Source organism: Pseudomonas sp. FG35 (genome assembly GCF_057809295.1).
In genome coordinates, this window is the sequence record NZ_JBMDJR010000001.1 from 836,931 (window position 1) to 856,571 (window position 19,641).

The following is a 19,641-nucleotide window of genomic DNA, read 5'->3' on the forward strand; positions in this document are numbered from 1 at the left end:
TGATTTGCCGCGAAGGAAGTCCGCCATGCCCGATACTGCGCTCACCGAAGTGTTGCCTTCGGACCTGCATTACGTCGATGACACGCAGCCCGGTATCACCCGCAAAAAACTGCGCGGAAAATTTGCCTACTTCGACCCGGCAGGCCAGCGCATCACCGATCCTGACGAGATCAAACGCATCAACGCACTGGCCGTTCCACCAGCCTACGTCGACGTTTGGATCTGCGCCGACCCGCGCGGCCATCTGCAAGCCACCGGCCGCGATGCCCGTGGGCGCAAGCAATATCGCTATCACGCTCGCTGGCGCGAGGTGCGCGACGCGGACAAGTATTCGCGTCTTCGTGAATTTGGTCTGGCGCTGCCCAAACTGCGTAAACAGCTGGAAGCGCTGCTGGCCTCACCGGGCTTCAGTCGCGACAAAGTCATGGCGACGGTCATCACGCTGCTCGACGCTACGCTGATCCGCGTCGGCAACACGCAATACGCGCGGGACAATCGCTCCTACGGCCTGACCACACTGCGCAGCCGGCATGTCGAGGTCAACGGCAGCGCTATTCTGTTCCAGTTTCGCGGCAAGAGCGGCATCGAACATCAAATCACGGTGAAGGACCGGCGTCTGGCGCGGATCATCAAGCGCTGCCTGGAAATTCCCGGGCAGAACCTGTTTCAGTATCTGGATGAAAACGGCGAGCGGCACACCGTCAGTTCCTCCGACGTCAACGCCTACCTGCAAAACCTGACCGGTGCGGACTTCACTGCCAAGGATTACCGGACCTGGGCCGGCAGCGCCCTCGCTTTGGCGGTTCTGCGGGAGCTGCAATGGGAGTCCGAAACCGAGGCCAAGCGGCATGTGGTCGAGATGGTGAAAGGCGTCGCCCGCCAACTGGGCAACACGCCGGCGGTCTGTCGAAAGTGCTACATCCACCCGGCGGTGGTCGAGCATTTCATGCTCGGCGCCTTGGCCGAGTTGCCGAAACCGCGCATCCGCAAGGGCCTGCGCAAGGAAGAAGTCGCACTGGCGCTGTTTCTTGAACGGATGGTCGAGCAGGCAGACACGCCTTGAAGCCTTCGGCCGTCTCGACTAGGCTACGCCTTCCTACCTCCTCGGGATGACCGCAGAAGTGAACAACTAAGCCTTCAAAAATGTAATCGCGACACGCCGCTCATGGCGCTTGTCAGTGTTCACGACATTTTTTGGAGGTGCCGATGACTCACGTCTCGCGTACGCCTGCTCTCGTCTCCCTGAATCAACTGGGTTTTCAGTTCGCCAATGGCGAGACGATTTTCACTGCACTCAATCTGAAATTCGATCACACCCCGACCGCCATTGTCGGGCGCAACGGCGTTGGCAAAAGCATTTTGGCGCGTCTGATCGCCGGAGTATGGCAACCCACCAGCGGCAGCGTGACGCGTACCGTGGCGACAACCTACGTGGCGCAAACCTTTGTCGCGACACCCGGCGAGACGGTCGCCGAGTCCACCGGCAGCGCCGCGATTCTTCAGGCGCTGGAGCGAATGAACCGGGGTTGCGGATCAGTCGAGGATTTCGATCTCATTGGCGAGCAATGGGATCTGGCGGACCGACTGCGCCGCCTGCTCGATGACGCCGGGCTGACAGAGATTTCTTTCACCGACGAGACTGGCAAACTCAGTGGCGGCCAGCAAGCACGTGTTGCCCTGATTGGGGCATTGTTGAGTCGTGCGTCGTTACTGATTCTGGATGAACCGACCAACCATCTGGATACATCAGGACGGAAATGGCTGATGAACTCATTGGAACGCTGGCACACCGGTTTGATCGTCGTCAGCCATGATCGGCAATTGCTCGACCGGATGCAGCGGATCGTCGAGTTGAGCGCATCGGGTGCAATAGAATTCGGCGGCAATTACTCGGCATTCCGCGAACATCAGCGAATTCATCAAGCCGCGGCGCAAGCACGTCTCGACCACGCCAGAAGCGAACGTCAGCGCGAGCGGATTCGGCTACGACGCGAGCACGACACGATACAGCGACACGCTGCCAACTCTCGACGCAACGCCGAAACCGCCAACATTGCCAGTTTCGAATACGTGGCGATCAAGGGCGCCGCCCGGGAGATCATGGGGCATGTCCGTCGGGGTCATCAGGCCCGCAAGTCCGAACTGGATGCCCAGGTGCGCGAAGCTTACGCCAAGGTGCAGCCCGAGGACGGCGTGCTGATTAACTTGCCTGCCAGCGCGGTGCCGAACAACCGCCAGATCTGTACGTTGATTGACGCTCGGCTGCCCTGGCTGTCGAGCGATGCACTGAATCTGACGATCCATGGCCCGATGCGGATCGCTGTCAGCGGGCCCAACGGCTGCGGCAAATCAACGCTGTTGAAAGTGCTCGCCGGGGAACTGATGCCCGTCGATGGAACCGCCGCGACTCACGTGCCCTTCGCATTCCTGGATCAGCAACTGGCCCAACTAAACGATCAGCGCTCCATTACCGAACAGCTGATGATGCAAGGTACTGCACTGACCGAGGGCACCCTGCGCAGCTATCTCGCGCACTTGCAGCTGGATGCGAGCCGCGCCACGGCCCCTTGCGCTTCGTTGAGCGGTGGCGAGCGCCTGAAAGCCGCACTGGCGCTGGCTTTGTGGCGAACGGATCCTGCGCAGCTGTTGCTGCTGGATGAGCCGACCAACCATCTGGATCTGCCGTCGGTGGAAGCGTTCGAACGGGCATTACAGACATTTCCGGGCGCCATAATCGCCGTTTCCCACGATCAGGACTTCCTTGAGGCATTGAATCCGACCCACCACCTGCGCCGGCCCCCATCAGGCTGGCAACTGCACCCGACGAACTGACTTGGCTATTTTTTGCACGATTGCTCAGGGCTTCTATAGTTGATCTGGTACGAATCAGCCGCGGTGACGCCATGGAAGACATATTCGTCGTGAAGCGCTGCAACAAGATCGTCATCCACGGCCGGCGCGCCGGAGAAACACTGCATGAGCCCGCCGAAGCCCTGGGCTGGTATCGCATCTGCGACACACGAACCGGCGGTTTCATTGGCGATGGCTACGATCGGGAAGAGGACGCCCGCAAGGAAAGCCATCGGCTCAACGCCGCCAGCTCGCGAGTGACCGCCCCCGAGTCGTCGGGCTGATAGCTGTCATTTACGGGTCTATACTCAAACCAGCTGAAGGAGCAGCGCCCCAACGGCAGAAAGCTCGCCCTTCGCGGGCTTTTTGCTGCCACCGAGCGGATTAATGAACGGAGGTGTTCCATGTCCGAAAGAGAGTCCATCACCACTCTCCTCACCTTGCTCGATGCCCGCGAAGCACGCCTCGCCGCGGCCTGCAAAGAGATCGCCGACTGGGTCGACCATCAAGGCGGGCACCCCACCGCCCTGCGCATCCGCGACCGGCTGAACGATATCGAAAAAGATACCCCGCTGATTCGCAGCACCCTGTCATCGCTCAAACCGATCGACCGGCCGTTGCCACGTTTCAGGTAGGTCATCGATCCACGGTGCACGAAAAAAGAACGCCCTTGGTCGTGAGAGGTCAATACCTTTACACGTCACCAAGGAGGCGTCTTATGGTCATTCATTTCAAAGTCGACGGGCACCTGGCCTGCGGGCACAAGGGCAACAACCTCTCCGCCAGCAGCGAACTCAATCGAGTGAAGTGCCGCAGTTGCCGCAATACTGACGCGTTCAAGGATGCGCGCAAAGACCAGCGCAACGCAGCGCGGCGCGCGGCTCGCCATTCAAAGGATGCGCACACGGCGTCCGACTGGCGTTCCGAGTGGATCGAGCGGTTGACCGCGATGGCCGGACTTCAGCGTTTGCCTAGAGGATTTACCGGGCAAGCCTTCGTCTGAACAAAAAAAGGGCCGATTGAATCGGCCTTTTTTTTGCTGTTCGCTGAATGCCGTTACGATTCAGGCCCCGACATGGAATAACCCGGCTTACTTGTTTTATTTCACCTGGCAAACCCCACAGGATGTACGGCATGGCAGAAGAGCTCGAAGACTTCGCCGGGGGCATCAGCAACAAATACCAGTAACCTCTTGCCTTTTAAGGTCAACCACCAAGAAAGCGAACCAGAGGTGCCAGGAAGCTCACCTTTGCTAGAGCACTTACAAGGCGCACAAAGGCTTCTTCGCTGAGGATAAGCGCGGGTATGAAGAAAACGCTCGAGACCAGGAGTATCAAAGATGCACTCATCCAGTCAGCCGTAAAAATAACCACAACCGCTACTACCAGCATCAGAATCCACAGCGAAAAAAACAGCCTCCTACCCAGCTTTTGATTTGGATATTTGCTGAACATGATTCGTTGGCTCCGGCAGCTTTCAATCACGGTAGTTCCTGAATGGACTGCTGTCGATACAGATCCGCCTAGGGCTTCTTCCTCTCTTGAATTTGATAGCCGCTATAACCGTAAGAACCCCATATGCTCGATGCAAAAATTCACCATTCACTGAACACGCTCATGGCCAAGTTGCTGGTGATGCATCACGAAATCGATGCTTTCAGCTATAAGTACGAAAGCCTACGCACGCGCCAAATGGGTAATTGGTGAGCTGAAAGTTTTGAATGTTCGAATCATGGCCCGGAAGGCTGGGCACAAGGTCCGTTCGAAACGGCTGATCGTGTCGGAAGGTGGCACTCCGAGATGGAGGCGATGTTACGGAGGAGCTTTGATGTGGCCCGCGATGCCGCTGGAGTTGAAAAGGTCGAGTTCCAAATGCGTGACCTGCGCACCTAGGCTGGCACTGACAAGGCGGAATCGAGTGGCGATATCATGCAGACCAAAGATCAATTTGGACATACCACCGTTGTGGTGACCGAGTAGTACATCCGGAATCGCGAGGGCAAGAAAGTGATGCCAACGAAGCGAATTGCGGACCGCTGTCAAAATTGCGACCCGGAAACAAACAAGGGTTTGCATCAGCTTTCGCTCGCAAACCCTTGATTTGAGATGGTGCCCGAAGCCGGAATCGAACCGGCACGCCCTTACGAGCGGGGGATTTTAAGTCCGAGAATTTTACCTTACAAATCAATATTTTATATCTGATTTCGCTACGCAACCAGATGTAAACGACACCTTTGAAAGCCTTTATATTCAAGCACCGTAAAAATTTTGCGGTGCAGATTTTTGCGCTTCACTTCCCTCCTTTGGCGCCCAGCCAACTCATAACCAACCACCACTGCTACGCTGGTTTCATCCACGGAGGAAACCAAAATGCCGAACTCTGATCTGCTCCCTTCCCTGCTCTACAAAATCAACGAAAACCAGCTCGCTCTTGAGGCAGCCATCATGGAGCTCACGCTCTGGGTTGAGAAACGTGGAGCTACGGAGATCGGCGAGAATGTTCGTAGCTCCCTCACTGCGATCGACAGAAATGAAGAATTCATCAAGATGACCCTAGCGGTTTTGATGGCGCCGGAATGATTGCAGTCGATCAAAAGCGTCGCGCTGGATCGTACCAAGGCATAACGAGCTCAGCTTCGCGCCCCACCATGCCAAGGTGACTACTCAAATCTTCAATTCTGGCCTGTCATGACCCTGGCAGTCTTTTGGAGACTCGTGGCGCGCTTTGTCACACCATCCATGCATTTATCCATTTCCGCCTGGGGAAGCCTCAGGCATGAATAGGCATCCTGTTCAATGTCCTTGGACGCCGTAAAAAATGAATATCCCATTCCGACAACTCCTAGGGTGAAGATGAAATAAACCCCGTACAACGCTTTTGCCATCGCCAAGACTCCTCTTTTGGTTTTGATTTCTCGAGGCTATCGCAAAGAATGGCCAATTGCAGCCAAACTGATAGCACTTCCTTACTCCGGCGTTCTGCCAACCGAACACCATTCAAAATCCAACAGCTCGTCGCATCACCCTCGCCCACGCTTCGCCCCTCGATTACTGTACATACATACAGCACTTATACAGCGAATCGTTTACATGAATTTCCACCAAGCCAAATCATTTCGTCTCCAGCGATGGCGCGCCACTCTCGCCGATCAGGACTTTCGAATGCAGAACCCGGAAGGCCACCGGGAAAGTCTCCATGAGATGGCCGAAGCGCTGCATGCAGAGGGTTTGATCGATCCGCTTGAGCTGTTCGACATGAACGAGATGGCAGACGCTGCCTATTGGCACGCCGTTGAAGAGCTGCAGAACTCGCCAGGCCACTACCGCGGAGCATCGACTTACGACGTCGTGCACGTCGACGATGGGAAGCTGCTGGCGACGATCAACCGCTCGATCTTCAACTTCGTGACCGAAAAGCCGCGTGGTGCGTCCCGAACCTATGACGGGAAGGTGTATTCAGGGCCGCAAGGAATACACCTGAACTTGGGAATCTCTCGGAATGTCGGCACCATCTCAGGGTTGATTCTGGAAATGCGGGGGCAGCGTTACCAATTGCTCGAGACTGAACGGGTAATCGGAGGCATCGACTTCCGGCCCATCGATGACCCTGACACCTACCGTGCGCTGGTGGATGCTGCTCAAGTCGCACAGGAGGAACGTGATCTGCATGCGTTTGAAAAGGTGCGGCCACATATCGAATCAGCGGCGTTCTGCACCTGCCCTGTGTGTCTGGATCGATTTGGCGCGCGCGATGACTGCCAGACCTGCGCCGGAAAAGGTTTTGTGACAAAGCCGGCACCAGCGGGTCTACGCTGAAAGCTCATGCGAGGATCTGACAATGTGCGGACGACTCTCCCAGTACAGCGGCATCCACGACTTTGTAGCAGCGCTCAGCATGCCGAATGCCTTGATCAACTCGACCGGTGATCAACCGTTCGAGCGATACAACGCCGCACCGACCGCCCAGCTTGCACTCTTCCATCAGGAGGGTCAGTTCCTGCACGCCGACATGGTCCGCTGGGGATGGCGCCCGCATTGGGCGAAAGACCGCGCCGCACCGATCAACGCCAAGGTCGAAAAAGTCGCCCACGGTCCATTCTTCCGCGCGATCTGGCCGCACCGGGCGATCATTGCGATCAACAACTGGTTCGAATGGGTCGACGAAGGCGGCCCGAAAAAGCAGCCCTACCTCATAAGACACCGGGACCAATCGCCAATCCTCTGTGCCGTCATCGGCCAATACCCGAACGATGAGCATGGCCCCGGCGAGCATGACGGCTTTGTGACCATCACCGCCGACAGCGCCGGCGGCATGGTCGATATCCACGATCGCCGGCCGGTAGTGTTGCCGCCTGAACTCGCCCGGGAATGGCTGGACCCGGCCACGCCGAAAGAGCGCGCCGAGCAGATGGCCCTCCACCAAGGCGAGCCGACAGAGGTGTTCGAGTGGTTCAAGGTCAGCCCGGCAGTGAACAATGCCCGAAATCAGGGTGCGGACTTATTATTGATCTTAGAAACACCATCATAAATTGCTTCACAAGCCTGCCCGGCTATTCTAGAACGGTCCAGAGCATCTGATAAGTTTATGTTTCTTTCCACCGACTTTTCGAACAGATTGGAGAAGAGAGCAACAGTAGCTACAGCTGCCTCTCGATTATTGCCCTCGGGTACCCCCTCTCGATTTACTATTTGTTTGCGCCAATTTTCCATTTCAACATTCAAAGTGCTTGAACATGTCGGGACGCAGAAGGGGTCTGGGGCGGGCTGTCTCGCTATTGCAGGCAGATCAGGGGTGTGGGGCAAAATAAATAGACCTCGCTCTAGCCCTTTCTTTGCTCCCTCCGAAAACTCAACAGGGGAGTATTTAGTTAACACCTTTACAGCCCACTCTCTGAATGCGGGCTCTTGCTGATCCGATTTCTCCCGCAAAATCGCAGTCGCTATTGATACATAATCTTTTTTTAATCCGTCATCAGCGATCTGTCGCTGTACGAAATACCCAGCCAACGCAAGGACAATAGGGATAGCTATGGAGGAGGCGATGGACGCAATTGACTGGATCTGTTCCAGGCGTGTTTGTTTACTGAGCAATAGAAATTCTCCAAAGGGAGTCAAAAGCCTATTTGTATGTACCTGCTACTGCAAGGAGTTCGTATACATACCCGGCTCGATGCCTGCGCTCAATCAGTTGCGTCCTCAACTTCACCTCCAATTTATCCAACTCTTCAGGCCTGCAAATCTCATAATCCCAACGATTGCGAAGACGTGGACCATAACTGCTCACACTCAACGTGCTACCTCCCGAACGTATGCTTGGCAAGCCGCCAGCGCTATTAGTCCTTGGTCACCGGCGTCGGTGATGGCGACAATTCGTTGAGCATGCGCCGGGTCAAGTCGGGCTCGTACGGGGCCATGATCCACGCCGCCGGCGCGGGCGGTGGCAGGCACTGAACAGCCACCGGCTGAACCCGCATCGATGAGGACTGACAGCCGCAAATCAGAAGTGGCAAGGCGATCGCGCAGAAGAGCCTGATCTTTTTGAGCATTGGTCATTTTCTCGGAGTGGGTTTTGTCACTGGCCGCCAGCCGCTGCTCGAGCGCCAGCCGCTTGTCCTGCTCGGCCTGCTGCGCGGTGGCGGCTGCCAGGGTCAGCTGATTCAGGGTTTCGGTGTGCAGCCTGGACTGCTCGGCCAGATGCCCTTCGTAGCGCCAGTCCTGAACCTGCCAAGCCAAGGCAGCGCCGGCGAGCGCCAGCACCACCGCGCCGACAACTCGCCACGGCACGACCATCACGGCACATCCTTGAAAAATACGTGGCCGCCCAGTTTCAAGGTCTGCTTGGCCTTCGCCGCCCAGCCGGGCGCCGTCCTCATGCTGAGCGCGTAGTAGTGCGTGGCGCCGCCGGTAGGATCCGACACCTTGCCGTCGATTACCTGGTCAGCCGCAATCCGACACTGCGCCAGCTCGCGGAACGGGATCTCCCGCGCGCCACTCAGAAATGGATAGTTCGGGTCACCCTTGTTCCAGCAGCTGAACTGGTAGGGCTTCTGGCACACACCGGCGTACCCCTCCCCCCACCATGAATTGTTCTTGCCGTCGAACACGCGGTTGCGAATCGTCCAGGCCACGGCAATCTTTCCGGCCAGACTCTCGCCGCGCGCCTCGCCCCACAGGGTGCGAGCAAGAACGTCGCGGTCTTTTTCAGTGACGGTCATAGTTTTTCTCCAGGCAAAAAATACCCGCTCGACGGCGGGTTGACGTGGTTCAGCTGATTACGCCGGGCGGGATGGCCTGGCCGATGGTTCCGGGAATCCCGGCGCCCCGTCCTTCCATCCTCGGACGGCGATGCGGTACTCGCGCCATTGCTGAACCGTTCCGGGCATGGCCGATGGGTCGCCGTCCTCAAGCGCAATGAGCTGATCGGTGATGAAAGCCACCTCGGCGGCGCGCCAAGCGTCCTCTCCCGCTATTTCGCTGAGTCGGTCCCAGTGCGCCTGATCTTCGGGAGTCTGGCTTTCAGGCGGCTGTGGCGCCGGACTGGTACTGAACACGCCACCCTCTACGGAGACGAACAGGAAATTGCCGGCCTCGATACTGGCCACGGCCTCGGTGTATTGCTCTTCGGTGATCTCGATCCCGCCCTCAATGGGCGCCGTGCTGATCTGGTTGGTTGCTGCGTATGGCATCTGAACCTCGATTAGAACCAGCGTCCGACGGACGAGAACCAGAACAGATAGCTCTGTGCAGTCGTCGAGCCAAGCGCAAGGTTTGGGGTCTCTGTTGCTGGAGATCGTCCCATGTTGATGAACGCCCCCAAATACAGGTTGGTTGAAGATGTCAGCGACTGACGTGTTGCGTAGAGCTGGTTCCCAGTTGCGGATCCGCCAGTGAAAAACGCAAGGTCGCTGGACGACGATACGTTTCCAACAAATTCCGCCGGGCGGGCAATCGCTGGTGCAATAAATGCTCCGGGGCCCACCGCCACGTTTGCCTGCCGAGTGCCGTCAAAGGTCATCTGCCCATTGGCATACAGCGTTTTCCTGTCGCCGGTGGTGGTGTCGATGGAATAGCTCATCACGGCACCGGTCGGCACGCCCGCCGCTTGACTGACCGGACCCACAATATCTGCCACCGCCGCTGACTTGAGCCCGAGCCCAGTTCGGGCCGTGGCCTGTGTGGTGCCGCCCGTGCCGCCTTCGGCTACCGCGATTGCGCCGCCGATCGGCCGGGTAACGAACTGGCGCCAAGCCCCGAAATTCCCATTGTTCTGGACGCGGGTGTAACAGTTGTCGGTAAGCAATCCAGTCGCAAATTGCTTGGAATAACCGGCGGCCGCGTGGTTGATCACGTCCAGGTAAGCGGACTCCGGCACGTTGATGCCGCCGCCGTTGAATACATAGCTGGCTGGCACTGGGAGTGCGTTTGCATCGACGCTTGCGGCTTGAACGATGTTCGCCCCGCCGTTACGTCCGTAGTCGCCGACCTTCGTCATGCGACCTGCTGTGGTGTCGAGACGAGTGGATGTTGGCACCAGCCCCAGAGCAGTTTGTGCAGCTGCCTGCGTCGTCGCCCCGGTGCCACCTTTGCTAAGCGGCAGCGTGTCGTAGTTGCCGGTCGTGCCCAGCGCCGCCAGCTTGGCACCGTACTGATTGACCAGCGCCCGGAGCGCGTCCGCCGAGTCCTTGACGTAGCCCTGCATCGGAGCCAAGGCGTATGCGCCAGCAGCATTGGTTGCGCCCTGGTAGTTGGGCGAGATCGACATCGCGGTATCGCTGGCGATGTTGATCACCTCATACCAACCACCGTCAGGCCCACGGAAGGCATCACCAACCCGGGCGTTCGAAATGAAAGCCGTGCCGGTACCGATAACCGCGTTTGAATTTTGGACGACAGAAACCGTCCCGGTTTTGTACCAGGGCATCGATTATCTCCAGAATGGTTTGAGATCAGGCCAGCAATTTGGCGCAGAGAAATGGCCTGTGGCCTTGGTCAGTCCAGGCGGTGAACGCGAGGCTGTACATCAAGACTCGGCCGCCAGCGTAGTCGACGCCAAGGGCGCAACCACCGCCAGACCCTGCGGACTGGCAGTTCATCGTGAACGGGTTCAGCGATACGTACTCACCGGGCCCGAGGCTTTTGCCTATGCCCCAGATGTAGCGGCGACTGACGCCCAGCTGTTCCATACCGAGGTATGTCCAGTTGCCAGCCGCAAACGTCACCACCACGGCCGGGGCGCCGCTGTCGTAGACAAGCGCACCATCAGCCCCCCAAAGGCGCATGCCGTATGCGGCCGTCCCCATAGATGCCCAGGCAGCGACGAAGTAGGACCCGCTCAAAGTCCCGTCGACAACTGAAGCGGCCATTGAGAAACCAGTCCAATTTCCCGGCCCGCCGGTGAACCAGACCGATATCGGCACCTGAATCGATCCCGTCTGGTTCGGACGGATAAAGACCATTGGCGGATCCTGGCTCGTCACCGCCCGGGCGAATGCACCCGAGGCGGTTCCGTTTCCGGAGTACGTCCCTTTGGTGAGGACGCATAGCCTGGGCGCCTCGGAGTCGATTTGAACAAAGGAGTTGTCATTGATGCTCTGAAATCCATAGCTCATGTTCCGTACCTGATTGCGTATCCCTTTGCCACGACGCTTGTGCCGATGTCGGTAGCGCTCGCTGATGGATTTCGGAACCGGACCACAACCTGACCTACCGACACAGTCACGTATGGGTAGGACTTGCTGTTGGCCTGGCCATCCGTTTCCGACGTCTGCACGTCCTGTGCTCGCGTCGGGATGATCATGAACACGCAGTTCGCCGGGTTGAACCCAGGAATGTTCAACGTGTAACTGGCCGTCGGAACGCTGAAATCGAGAACGCCCTGCCACAACACCTGGTAGGTGAAGCTGTTGGTGTCCATGGCGAGCTGACCGCTCTCATCAAACACACGCAAGCCAAATGAAGCCATTGATCACCCCAGGTACCCGAGACGGACGCGCAACACATTGTTCGCGTCGTAAACCGAGACGTTCAGCGAGTTGATCACCAGCCGTCCCTGACCTGGGACGATGCCGTTGATCTCCAGCGTTCCGTCTTTGTTGAGAATCCAGCCTTGCTGGCCGGCGATGTAGTTGGTGGAGCTGATGTAGCTGCCAATCTTGGCGTTGGTGATCGTGCCATCGGCGATGAACGCCGAGTTCATGAACACCTGGCCACCTTGAACCGCGAACGGCACCGACACCGCGCCGCCTGCAATCGAGTTGACGATGGCGAACCGGTCGGCACTGACAAGGAACTGGCTTTGCAATCCGGCCGGGCCGTTTTCAATGCCAAGGCCGATCCCGGCAGCGATGTACTGCCCTGTGCCGGAGTTGTATTGCATCTTCACAGACCAGCTCGCAGAGATTTTCCCGTTCACGTCATTGACGATCGACGTGTTCTGCTCGATCGCCGTTTGTTGCTCGCCGACCTTCGTCGTCAGCTGGGTGATCGACTGCGCGGTAGCCTGCTGGTTGGTCGCCACGACCAGATCGAGCGTCGTGATGTTGGCCGCGTTTTCGCCAACCTTGGCGTCAAGCGTGGTGGTGCGCTGGGCGAGCGCTTCATTATCCGAAGCCCGAACTTTTTCCTCTGTGGCAATGGCGGCCGTGCTACTCCAACCCTTCAGCGCATCCGCGAGATCGCCCTCCCCGTTATCGTCCCGCGAAGAAGCGCGCAGCGCTTGGAGGGCTGTCGCCTGCGCCGTGACCACACCGTCGAGCTCGTTGATCTCGGCGGTGTTGGTCGCAACCTGCTGGGCCAGGCCATTTGCCGTCTCCACGGTTTGGCCTACGTCCAGCCAGTACGCCGGGTTCGGCGGCGGCATGTTGATCGGTACCGGACCGGTCGCCTGATAGATTCGCTTGCCGACCACCACCAGGTCGTACTCTTCGTAGGTGGCATCCGGGTCGTAACCCTTCAGGCCGTCGAGCGCATCGATCTGCGCTTGCAGGCCGGGGATCTTGTCGATTTCGTCGAGGATGTCCTGGCCAAGCTCAGTGCGGCCGATCTCACCGGCGATCATTTCCAGAATCGCCGCCGCGTCCGCACTCGACTGCCCCTGCACCCCGGTGCCGATCGGCAACCACGGACCGATGTTGCCGATCTTGTCGACGATCCGGCCCCAGAAATAGAACGTCACGCCAGCCTTCAGACCCAGCATCGAAAAATCGCTTTGCGGGTACGCAAGATCGGTCAGTTTTGTGGCAGCCTCCAGACTGGTGGTCGGCCCGTACCAGATCTCCGTCCGCTGACTATCCTCGGCGCCAGCCGGGAAACCCCACTTCAGGTAGATGCCGAACAGAAGCGGCGTGGCCGTCAGGAAGCTCAGCGCTGGCGGCAGCCCCTGCTTACCGCTGAGGTTGGTCAGGATCGAGTTGCGCCAGGTCGAAGTGATGTCGTACGCACTCACCGCGCGAACGCGAGCCACGTAGGCGCCGGCGTAAATGCCGACCACGTCCACGTTGGTCATCCCGGTGCGCTGCACCTTGATCCAGTTGCCGCTGTCCTTGCGCCACTCCACGTCATAGCCGACGGCGCCGTCCACGGCGGGCCAACTGATGGTCATGGTGGCCACGGCCAGTCCCTGCACCACCGACGACGTCGACGCCAGGGTGACGCTAGCCGGCGGCGGAACCACGGTGATCGGGATAACGCTGATCGGCCGCTCTTCCAGGCGTGCGCCGGTGTCGATGTGCGCGAACTTGCTCGGTTCGAACTGCAAGGCGCTGATTTCGTAGTCGCCCTCGGTCGTGCGCTTGGTTCGCAGGACGCGATACAGCGGGATTGCCAAGTCATCGGCATCGAGCGCCCATTGCAGCTGCACCACCGGCGGCTCGCTGTAGGCGACCGTTACAGTGACGGCGCGGCCATTGACGCTTTGCACGGTGCGACCTTCAGCGCGCCCGCCGGGCAGGTTGATGATCAGCCGGTCACCGGCCTTGGCCTGGGTATCCCGATCAAGCGTGATGACGCGCCCCGCCACTGCCGAGATCCGTCCGCCAACTTCACGGCCCGCCAGCACCGAGTCCGCCACTGGGATGATGTGGCCGGGCAGCGGAATGACGCCCTCCATGCCGGTCTTGAACGACACGGTGCGGTCCTGGTTGTTGCTGAGGATCGCCCATTTGCCACGGCGCTGCGCCTCGGAGGCGCGGGTGCAGCCAATCGCGCTGAGCTCAGTCGGCCGGTCGCCGTAACGGCGCTGCAGATCCAGGTCGGCAAACGGAATGACGTCGGTGTCGTAGTTGTTCGCCGGGTTGTCGTAGCTGACCAAGGCCCGGGTGTATCGGGTTTTCGCCGAGGCACTGCCGTACGAGAACTTCCCGTCTATGACGTTGGCCCGGGTGAAGACATAGTCGAAGTCCTGCGCGCGCGGCATGTCGGCCTGCATCACCAACTGCCCCTGTGCCCAATAGGTCATGCCCCGGTAAATCGCCGAGATGTCGCGCAGCAGCGACCAGGCGTCAGCCTTGCCCTGCAGGTTCATGTCGCAGAGGAAGCGCGGTTCCTGGCCGCCGAGCCCGTTCGGCACCAACTGGTCGCAATACTGGGCGATCCGGTACAGCTCCCATTTGTCGACCATGAACGGCTTGATGCGCTTGCCCAGGCCGAAACGCTCTTCAGTGCAGATACCGTAGGTGATCCACGCCGGGTTGTTGGTCCAGGCCGACTTCATCGAGCCATCCCACGTCCCGGTGTACGTGCGCAGGATCGGGTCGTAGTTGCTCGGCACCATCCAGCGCCGGGCCTTGCACTTCACAGTCACGGCCGGGATGTTGGTGAACTGCTCGGCGTCGAACTCGATATAGAGCAGCGCGGTGTTCGGGTAGCGCAGCTTGGCGTCGATCACCTCGGTATAGCCGGCGATCACCATCTTGTCTGCGATCTTGTTACCGCCTTGATTTGGTGTCAGACGGCGTACGCGAATTTGCCAACCCATGGTGGCCGGGGGTAAATCCACGCGGCGCGAGCGCTCATAGCGCGTCGTGCTTTTGCCATCCACGGCATCCACCAGCATTTGTTGATAAGCGCCGCCGTCGGTGGCCACATCAATCGCGTACTCGATTCGATAGCCGCCGACATTGTTTTCATCGTCTACACGCTGCAGGGCCTCCCAAGCAAAGCGCATGCGAACGGCGGATAGCTGAATGTTGGTGATTGATCGTATCCACGGTTCGTCACTGCGAAGCTCGACATTCAGAGAGGTCTCGTTCTCAACGGACGGGATGCCCGGGATGTAGGTCTGATCCACGGAGCCCGGGCGCCAGTCCCACTTCACGCCTGGGAAATTGTAATTGCCGCTGGCATCACGAATTGGCGTGTTGTCCAGGTAGATGTCGTACTCGGTCGGTACGGCGTCGAACTCACCCTCGCCCACGGCGATCAGCAGCTTTGCCAAGTTGGTCGAGCGCAGGCTGTCGCTGGCTTCGACCGGCGACTTCGGCTTGCTGCTGCCGCCCTTCTCGCCGTAGATCTCGATCTGTTCCGCTGCGCCCATGCTTTCCTCCAGGCATAAAAAAACCGCCTCACGGGCGGTTGGTGTGCTGCTGTCCTGCTTACACTTTGTCTTCAGCCAGAATCGAGGCCGAGATGATCATCCCGCCCCACCTCCGTTCGCCGATACAAATCGGAACTGGGTTGCCGCTGGCCGTGGTGTTCTTGGCGCTGCCGAAGGCGTAGGACGGTGCGTTTTCGGGGGATGCGCTTTGCTTCAATCCTGAGGCTTGGGGGCTGAGCATCTGAATGACGCCGCCGGCGGTCATTGCGAGGCCGGCCGAGAACAACGAAGGGCCGGCCCCCCCAGCAAAGAAAGAGGCCGCAATCAGCACAACGCCGATAATTGTTTGAAGCACGCCCGCGCGCTTGCTACCAGATATCACCGGGACGATGCGAATTTCCTGAGCGCCTCCAAGTGCAAAATCTTTTTCACCCACATTTTTCCGGTTGCGGAAGATTGCGAACCGCATGCCCCGTCGATCCAGATCCTTGATTGCCCCTTCAAACCCTTCGATTGTGCACTTCAGTGCCTGGAACGCCTCACCGACCGATTTACTGCCGAGCTCTCGGTAGTGCACGCGCCCAAATAGGCGCGCCAGCGGGCCGGAAAGCAGAATGGTGGTCATTGTTGGTATTGAAATCGCCGCAGCCATCACGGATTTTCTCCTGACGAAAAAAAACCGCCAATTGGCGGTTTTGATTAATTTGATCGTGTCACAAACACTCGCGGACAGCGGCTTCTAACGCGCCTCGGCCCCACATCTTGGACCATGGCATCCGCTGGTATAAGGCGACCTTACTTCCGGATCCGGAGCCGGTAACCTCGAGAACCTCATCGGTCATCATGTCAGTAGCGATCACCAAGCGATATCCGTTCTCGGTTTCAGACATTGTCGCCGTCGAGCGCTGCTCTTGCCATTTTGGGAAAACGCACAACGCGTATTTCTTGGCCGACTTGGCAGTTGATGTGCTGATTGTCGGGTCATTCTTCTTCACGTCGCCGGGCGACGCACATCCCGCCAACAGCGCTAACGCCAGCGCTCCTAACATTAGTTTCATGCGGGTCACTCCTTTAGAAAAGCATGCAATATAGCTCCACACTGACTAGGCATCCAGCATGTATGAAACCTCAGTATCGCTCCAAACCAAGTTGATAGTAATCTGCCATCAATATTTTTATCGCTTAATTCTTATCCAAACCACAAGAAGTAGGCGCTCAAAAACTCAATAAACAATAAAATCATGAAAAACAAAAAACGTAAACCGCCTAAAAAACACATTGTAAAACCTGGACTCTACAAAGAACTAAAAAAGCATCTATCTCATGTCGACATATATAAACTGCAAGAAAAGATAAGCAACTTTAGAAAGCTTTCCTTCAAGACGCTTTCAAGACAAGAACTTGCCGCCGAAATTTCAAATGTTCTCTGCTTCACCACGCCGCGGGGGCCCGTTTCCGTTTTAGCACCGATGACCTCACGATACCCATCAGGCACTAAATTTTTCAGAGTAAGAGCGTTAGACAAGGATGACTTAAATATTCCACTGCGTGGCATGCGAACTGAGCAGGATGCATGGAACCCTCCAAGCAAATTCGTTCGACAAGGCCGACTGAATCAAGAAGGAGAGTCTTTTCTCTACGTAACTCCAGTGACTCCCAACGTCGCAATTGAAGAGCTGAAGATATGTGACGGCGATGTATTTTCGTTAATAGTTTATGAAGCTATAGATAACATAAACGTTACTTGCATCGGCTTTCCACCAAACATACCAGAACTCACTAAGGAAGAGGACTTCAAATTAAAGATGCTGAGTGAGTTTCTCGCAAATGAGTTCACTCGCGACGTAGGAATCGGAACAGAGTTTTTGTACAAGATTTCTGAAATTATTGCCAAAGACTATTTCGATCTACCACCCCCCATTCACGACGCATGGTGTTACCCGTCGATCGCCGAGAGAGCCGCCGTAAATGTATGCTTCCGGCCCAGTGTAGCGAGACAGAAACTCAAATTAGTTGGCGTCTGTATCTCCACCTGTCAACGAGGAGAAGGGCAAATGCGAATCAATGTACAAAAAATAGCATCTGGGTTCGACACAGAAGGCATATTTCAGTACCACTCAATTGGTAGTGAAGAACAACTTCGTATTTTTCCAGAAATTGGAAACAATACAAATTCCGCTCATAGCTAAGGATTAAATAAGTCTATTCATAACTAGCCCTTTCCTGCAGGCCCAAGGACTGGGATTGCGCCAATTTCGGCGCGTTAATGACCTGGAGGTCAATGTGGAAACGCAACAATATCGTGAGATCCAAAAGGTTGTGAACTCTCATGCCGCTGATATTCAAGCTCTCACGGCCATGGTCTATGGCTTGCTCGCGCAAGTCCACTCCTCTCAGGGCGAGGAAGGCATAGCGGCAGCCGAAGCGCGTGCGATGACGATATCGAAATCACTGGGATCGGCTTTCGGTGCCCGGCCAAATGCCAACCTGATATCTCAGCTTTTCAAGTCGGCGCGCCAGCCTAGCTGAGTGGAGCAAGTCCAAGCTCTTTTTCCAAACGAACAAGCCGACGCTCCAGCAGGTCGGCTTTCTCTTGCGCCACTTCTGCAAAGTCGGACGGCAGTGAAACTCCGACAGCCGATACGATTGCTTGGGATTTCAATACCGCATCGCTGATAAATACGCTTCCATCTTCAGTTCGCGCAAACGGCTGATTCATACATATCTCCTGCGGCCATGCCGCGTCATGTGAGTGGCTGTGCATCTTTGTGCCTGAGAATCAGGCGTGTTCTGTCGAGCCAGGGCCCGCCGAAGACAATGACCTCCGACGGCCTGCCGTACAGGTGGTGCAGTAGGAACGGGCCGGGGCCGAAGGTTGCTGCATCCTCACCGGGCAGTGTCGGATCGGTGCCGAGGAAGATCCCGGCATGATTCGGATAAACCGTCCGCCCCACTTCCATCACGATCATGTCGCCGCGCTGCGGCTGGTCGACGCGGTAGAAGCCGGCGGCCTCGTAGTTCGCTTCGTAAAGGCTGGTGTTGTCCTTGCTCTCCCACCAACCATCGGCGCGTTTGAAGGCTTCGAACTCCAACCCCCATTCGCGCTTGTACCAGTCAGCACAGACTTGCCAGCAGTCCCAAGCACCGTGGACGAATGGCCGCTTGAGCAGCGGCACCTCGCCGGTAGGCATCACGGTACGCAGGTCGCCCTCGGGCCAGCTCAGGATGTGCCAGGGCAACGCGGTCGCCTCGCACATGGCCAGGTCGCGCGGTGACGGTCGGCTGGTGGCGTCCGGATGCGAGTGCACGACGCCGATAACTTCGCCTATGTCCTCCGCCGCCGCGTATTCCTCCGGGGCGATTCGAAATTCCTCGTTCGGCTCGGTAGAGATGTTGTGGCACGGGTAATACTGCTGCTTGCGACCGACGCCCAGAAGCAGACCGCAGCACTCTTTCGGGTACTCGGCGGCCGCATGCATCTGGATCGCGTTCAAAATGTGTTTGCGCATGTCAGCTCCGTGCGATCAGCGAGACGGCCGGGAAGCCGCCGAACGGCAGCGGATTGCCCTCGCCGAAGCGTGGGATGCATCCCTTGCCCAAGGTGGCATCACACTCGTCCAGTTCAGGGTTGTCCGTGACGACGCCGTCCTTGGTCACGTAAGGGCCGGTGTAGCCACAGTTCGGCCCTCGGTAGCCGCCGGTGAGGCACCAGTGACAAAGCGTCGTAGCCTGCCGGCCGATGGACTCGTTACCGACATCGCCAGGACTGGCCAACTCCCAACTGACATTCTCTCCGTCCTCGTTCGTTTTCTGGTCGATGTACCAGACCTCGATTGTCTCCTGGGTCGGATCTGCCGTTGGGTTGCCGGCCGGGAAGTTCGCCGCGTCCAAGTACGTGCCCAGCGTATGGCGCATGGTCAGCTTGAACTCGAGCAGATCCTCGAACGCCAGACACAGCGCGGTAATACGTCCGTTGACGTTGCCGACCGAAAGAGTGGGCCGCACTGCCGTGCCATCGCCGTTCGCCTCGATGCCGTCGATCTGCATCGGCCAGGCGCTGTACTCGTTGCCCTGCCAGTAGATCGACTTCGCCGGCAACTGGTCCGCATCGTCGCCGGCGGCGATCAACTCGGCAGCCGTGTGCGGTATCGCGTGCCCGTGGAAGCGCAGAACATCCGCGCCGTAGTCCGTGCCGTCCAATTCAAAGAGCAGCACTTCGCTGCCAGGCTCAAGCACCTGGATGTCACTGATCAGCGGCAT

Annotated in this window: 25 protein-coding genes and 1 pseudogene; 11 read left to right on the forward strand and 15 right to left on the reverse strand. The window is 57.9% G+C overall.

The features are described from left to right. Positions 1–25: 25 nt before the first annotated feature. From ACODTD_RS03675 to ACODTD_RS03695, 5 genes are all read left to right on the forward strand, one after another. Positions 26–1,063 carry a DNA topoisomerase IB gene (locus ACODTD_RS03675; RefSeq protein ID WP_285356067.1) on the forward strand — a complete coding sequence of 346 codons (1,038 nt, stop codon included), beginning with the start codon at positions 26–28 and terminating at the stop codon, positions 1,061–1,063. A gap of 143 nt (positions 1,064–1,206) precedes the next feature. Next, entirely contained in the window at positions 1,207–2,832 is a 1,626-nt protein-coding gene (locus ACODTD_RS03680; RefSeq protein ID WP_489104445.1) for an ABC-F family ATP-binding cassette domain-containing protein, read from the forward strand. A 71-nt stretch (positions 2,833–2,903) separates the two neighbouring features. Continuing rightward, a complete protein-coding gene (locus tag ACODTD_RS03685) occupies positions 2,904–3,134 on the forward strand; it encodes a hypothetical protein (RefSeq protein ID WP_221614574.1) in 231 nt (76 codons plus the stop codon). Positions 3,135–3,254: 120 nt separating this feature from the next. Continuing rightward, entirely contained in the window at positions 3,255–3,485 is a 231-nt protein-coding gene (locus ACODTD_RS03690; RefSeq protein ID WP_007958902.1) for a hypothetical protein, read from the forward strand. Positions 3,486–3,568: 83 nt separating this feature from the next. Continuing rightward, positions 3,569–3,853: a hypothetical protein gene (locus ACODTD_RS03695; protein ID WP_201818446.1), complete on the forward strand. Its 285-nt coding sequence runs from the start codon at positions 3,569–3,571 to the stop codon at positions 3,851–3,853. Between the two features lie 202 nt (positions 3,854–4,055). Here ACODTD_RS03695 and ACODTD_RS03700 read toward each other — a convergent pair whose 3' ends face one another. Beyond that, positions 4,056–4,304, reverse strand: a complete 249-nt coding sequence (locus ACODTD_RS03700; RefSeq protein WP_489104446.1) for a hypothetical protein — start codon at positions 4,302–4,304, stop codon at positions 4,056–4,058. Positions 4,305–4,545: 241 nt separating this feature from the next. Here ACODTD_RS03700 and ACODTD_RS03705 point away from each other — a divergent pair. Beyond that, positions 4,546–4,829 (forward strand): annotated as a pseudogene (locus ACODTD_RS03705) (site-specific integrase); the annotation flags it as partial. Positions 4,830–5,219: 390 nt separating this feature from the next. Then, entirely contained in the window at positions 5,220–5,429 is a 210-nt protein-coding gene (locus ACODTD_RS03710; RefSeq protein WP_489104447.1) for a hypothetical protein, read from the forward strand. A 92-nt stretch (positions 5,430–5,521) separates the two neighbouring features. Here ACODTD_RS03710 and ACODTD_RS03715 read toward each other — a convergent pair whose 3' ends face one another. Next, complete coding sequence (locus ACODTD_RS03715) at positions 5,522–5,734, reverse strand: hypothetical protein (RefSeq protein WP_085646703.1); 213 nt, start codon at positions 5,732–5,734, stop codon at positions 5,522–5,524. Between the two features lie 205 nt (positions 5,735–5,939). On the opposite strand from ACODTD_RS03715, the gene ACODTD_RS03720 reads away from it, so the two are divergent. Both ACODTD_RS03720 and ACODTD_RS03725 read left to right on the forward strand, forming a co-directional pair. Next, positions 5,940–6,665: a hypothetical protein gene (locus ACODTD_RS03720; protein ID WP_489104448.1), complete on the forward strand. Its 726-nt coding sequence runs from the start codon at positions 5,940–5,942 to the stop codon at positions 6,663–6,665. A gap of 22 nt (positions 6,666–6,687) precedes the next feature. Beyond that, entirely contained in the window at positions 6,688–7,377 is a 690-nt protein-coding gene (locus tag ACODTD_RS03725; protein ID WP_489104449.1) for an SOS response-associated peptidase, read from the forward strand. Here the strand turns inward: ACODTD_RS03725 and ACODTD_RS03730 are convergent. The 10 genes from ACODTD_RS03730 to ACODTD_RS03775 form a co-directional block, all read right to left on the reverse strand. Further along, a complete protein-coding gene (locus tag ACODTD_RS03730) occupies positions 7,335–7,940 on the reverse strand; it encodes a DUF2514 family protein (RefSeq protein ID WP_489104450.1) in 606 nt (201 codons plus the stop codon). The two genes, ACODTD_RS03725 and ACODTD_RS03730, sit on opposite strands and share 43 nt — an antisense overlap. Before the next feature lie 195 nt (positions 7,941–8,135). Then, complete coding sequence (locus tag ACODTD_RS03735; protein WP_489104451.1) at positions 8,136–8,639, reverse strand: lysis system i-spanin subunit Rz; 504 nt, start codon at positions 8,637–8,639, stop codon at positions 8,136–8,138. Next, positions 8,639–9,064, reverse strand: a complete 426-nt coding sequence (locus ACODTD_RS03740; RefSeq protein WP_489104452.1) for a cell wall hydrolase — start codon at positions 9,062–9,064, stop codon at positions 8,639–8,641. The genes ACODTD_RS03735 and ACODTD_RS03740 overlap by 1 nt, the downstream gene beginning before the upstream one ends. Positions 9,065–9,121: 57 nt before the next feature. Further along, on the reverse strand, positions 9,122–9,535 hold the full coding sequence (locus ACODTD_RS03745; RefSeq protein ID WP_489104453.1) for a hypothetical protein: 414 nt from the start codon (positions 9,533–9,535) through the stop codon (positions 9,122–9,124). A gap of 11 nt (positions 9,536–9,546) precedes the next feature. Then, positions 9,547–10,770 (reverse strand): pyocin knob domain-containing protein, encoded by a 1,224-nt coding sequence (locus ACODTD_RS03750; RefSeq protein WP_489104454.1) that lies wholly within the window; start codon positions 10,768–10,770, stop codon positions 9,547–9,549. 25 nt (positions 10,771–10,795) lie between these two features. Then, on the reverse strand, positions 10,796–11,458 hold the full coding sequence (locus ACODTD_RS03755) for a hypothetical protein (protein WP_489104455.1): 663 nt from the start codon (positions 11,456–11,458) through the stop codon (positions 10,796–10,798). After that, positions 11,455–11,811, reverse strand: a complete 357-nt coding sequence (locus ACODTD_RS03760; RefSeq protein ID WP_489104456.1) for a hypothetical protein — start codon at positions 11,809–11,811, stop codon at positions 11,455–11,457. Before ACODTD_RS03760 ends, ACODTD_RS03755 begins: the two co-directional genes overlap by 4 nt. Before the next feature lie 3 nt (positions 11,812–11,814). Then, positions 11,815–15,381 carry a TipJ family phage tail tip protein gene (locus ACODTD_RS03765; RefSeq protein WP_489104457.1) on the reverse strand — a complete coding sequence of 1,189 codons (3,567 nt, stop codon included), beginning with the start codon at positions 15,379–15,381 and terminating at the stop codon, positions 11,815–11,817. A gap of 58 nt (positions 15,382–15,439) precedes the next feature. Then, entirely contained in the window at positions 15,440–16,033 is a 594-nt protein-coding gene (locus ACODTD_RS03770) for a tail assembly protein (RefSeq protein WP_489104458.1), read from the reverse strand. 61 nt (positions 16,034–16,094) lie between these two features. Beyond that, positions 16,095–16,439 carry a hypothetical protein gene (locus ACODTD_RS03775; protein ID WP_489104459.1) on the reverse strand — a complete coding sequence of 115 codons (345 nt, stop codon included), beginning with the start codon at positions 16,437–16,439 and terminating at the stop codon, positions 16,095–16,097. Positions 16,440–16,622: 183 nt separating this feature from the next. On the opposite strand from ACODTD_RS03775, the gene ACODTD_RS03780 reads away from it, so the two are divergent. After that, on the forward strand, positions 16,623–17,570 hold the full coding sequence (locus tag ACODTD_RS03780; RefSeq protein WP_489104460.1) for a hypothetical protein: 948 nt from the start codon (positions 16,623–16,625) through the stop codon (positions 17,568–17,570). Between the two features lie 94 nt (positions 17,571–17,664). Next, positions 17,665–17,910, forward strand: coding sequence for a hypothetical protein (locus tag ACODTD_RS03785; protein ID WP_489104461.1), 246 nt, complete (start codon positions 17,665–17,667; stop codon positions 17,908–17,910). Here the strand turns inward: ACODTD_RS03785 and ACODTD_RS03790 are convergent. From ACODTD_RS03790 to ACODTD_RS03800, 3 genes are read right to left on the reverse strand one after another with little or no spacing between them, the layout of a single operon-like run. Then, positions 17,903–18,100, reverse strand: coding sequence for a hypothetical protein (locus tag ACODTD_RS03790; protein ID WP_489104462.1), 198 nt, complete (start codon positions 18,098–18,100; stop codon positions 17,903–17,905). The genes ACODTD_RS03785 and ACODTD_RS03790 overlap by 8 nt on opposite strands. Positions 18,101–18,125: 25 nt before the next feature. Beyond that, positions 18,126–18,890, reverse strand: coding sequence for a C40 family peptidase (locus ACODTD_RS03795; RefSeq protein ID WP_489104463.1), 765 nt, complete (start codon positions 18,888–18,890; stop codon positions 18,126–18,128). A gap of 1 nt (position 18,891) precedes the next feature. Next, positions 18,892–19,641, reverse strand: coding sequence for a phage minor tail protein L (locus ACODTD_RS03800; protein WP_489104464.1), 750 nt, complete (start codon positions 19,639–19,641; stop codon positions 18,892–18,894).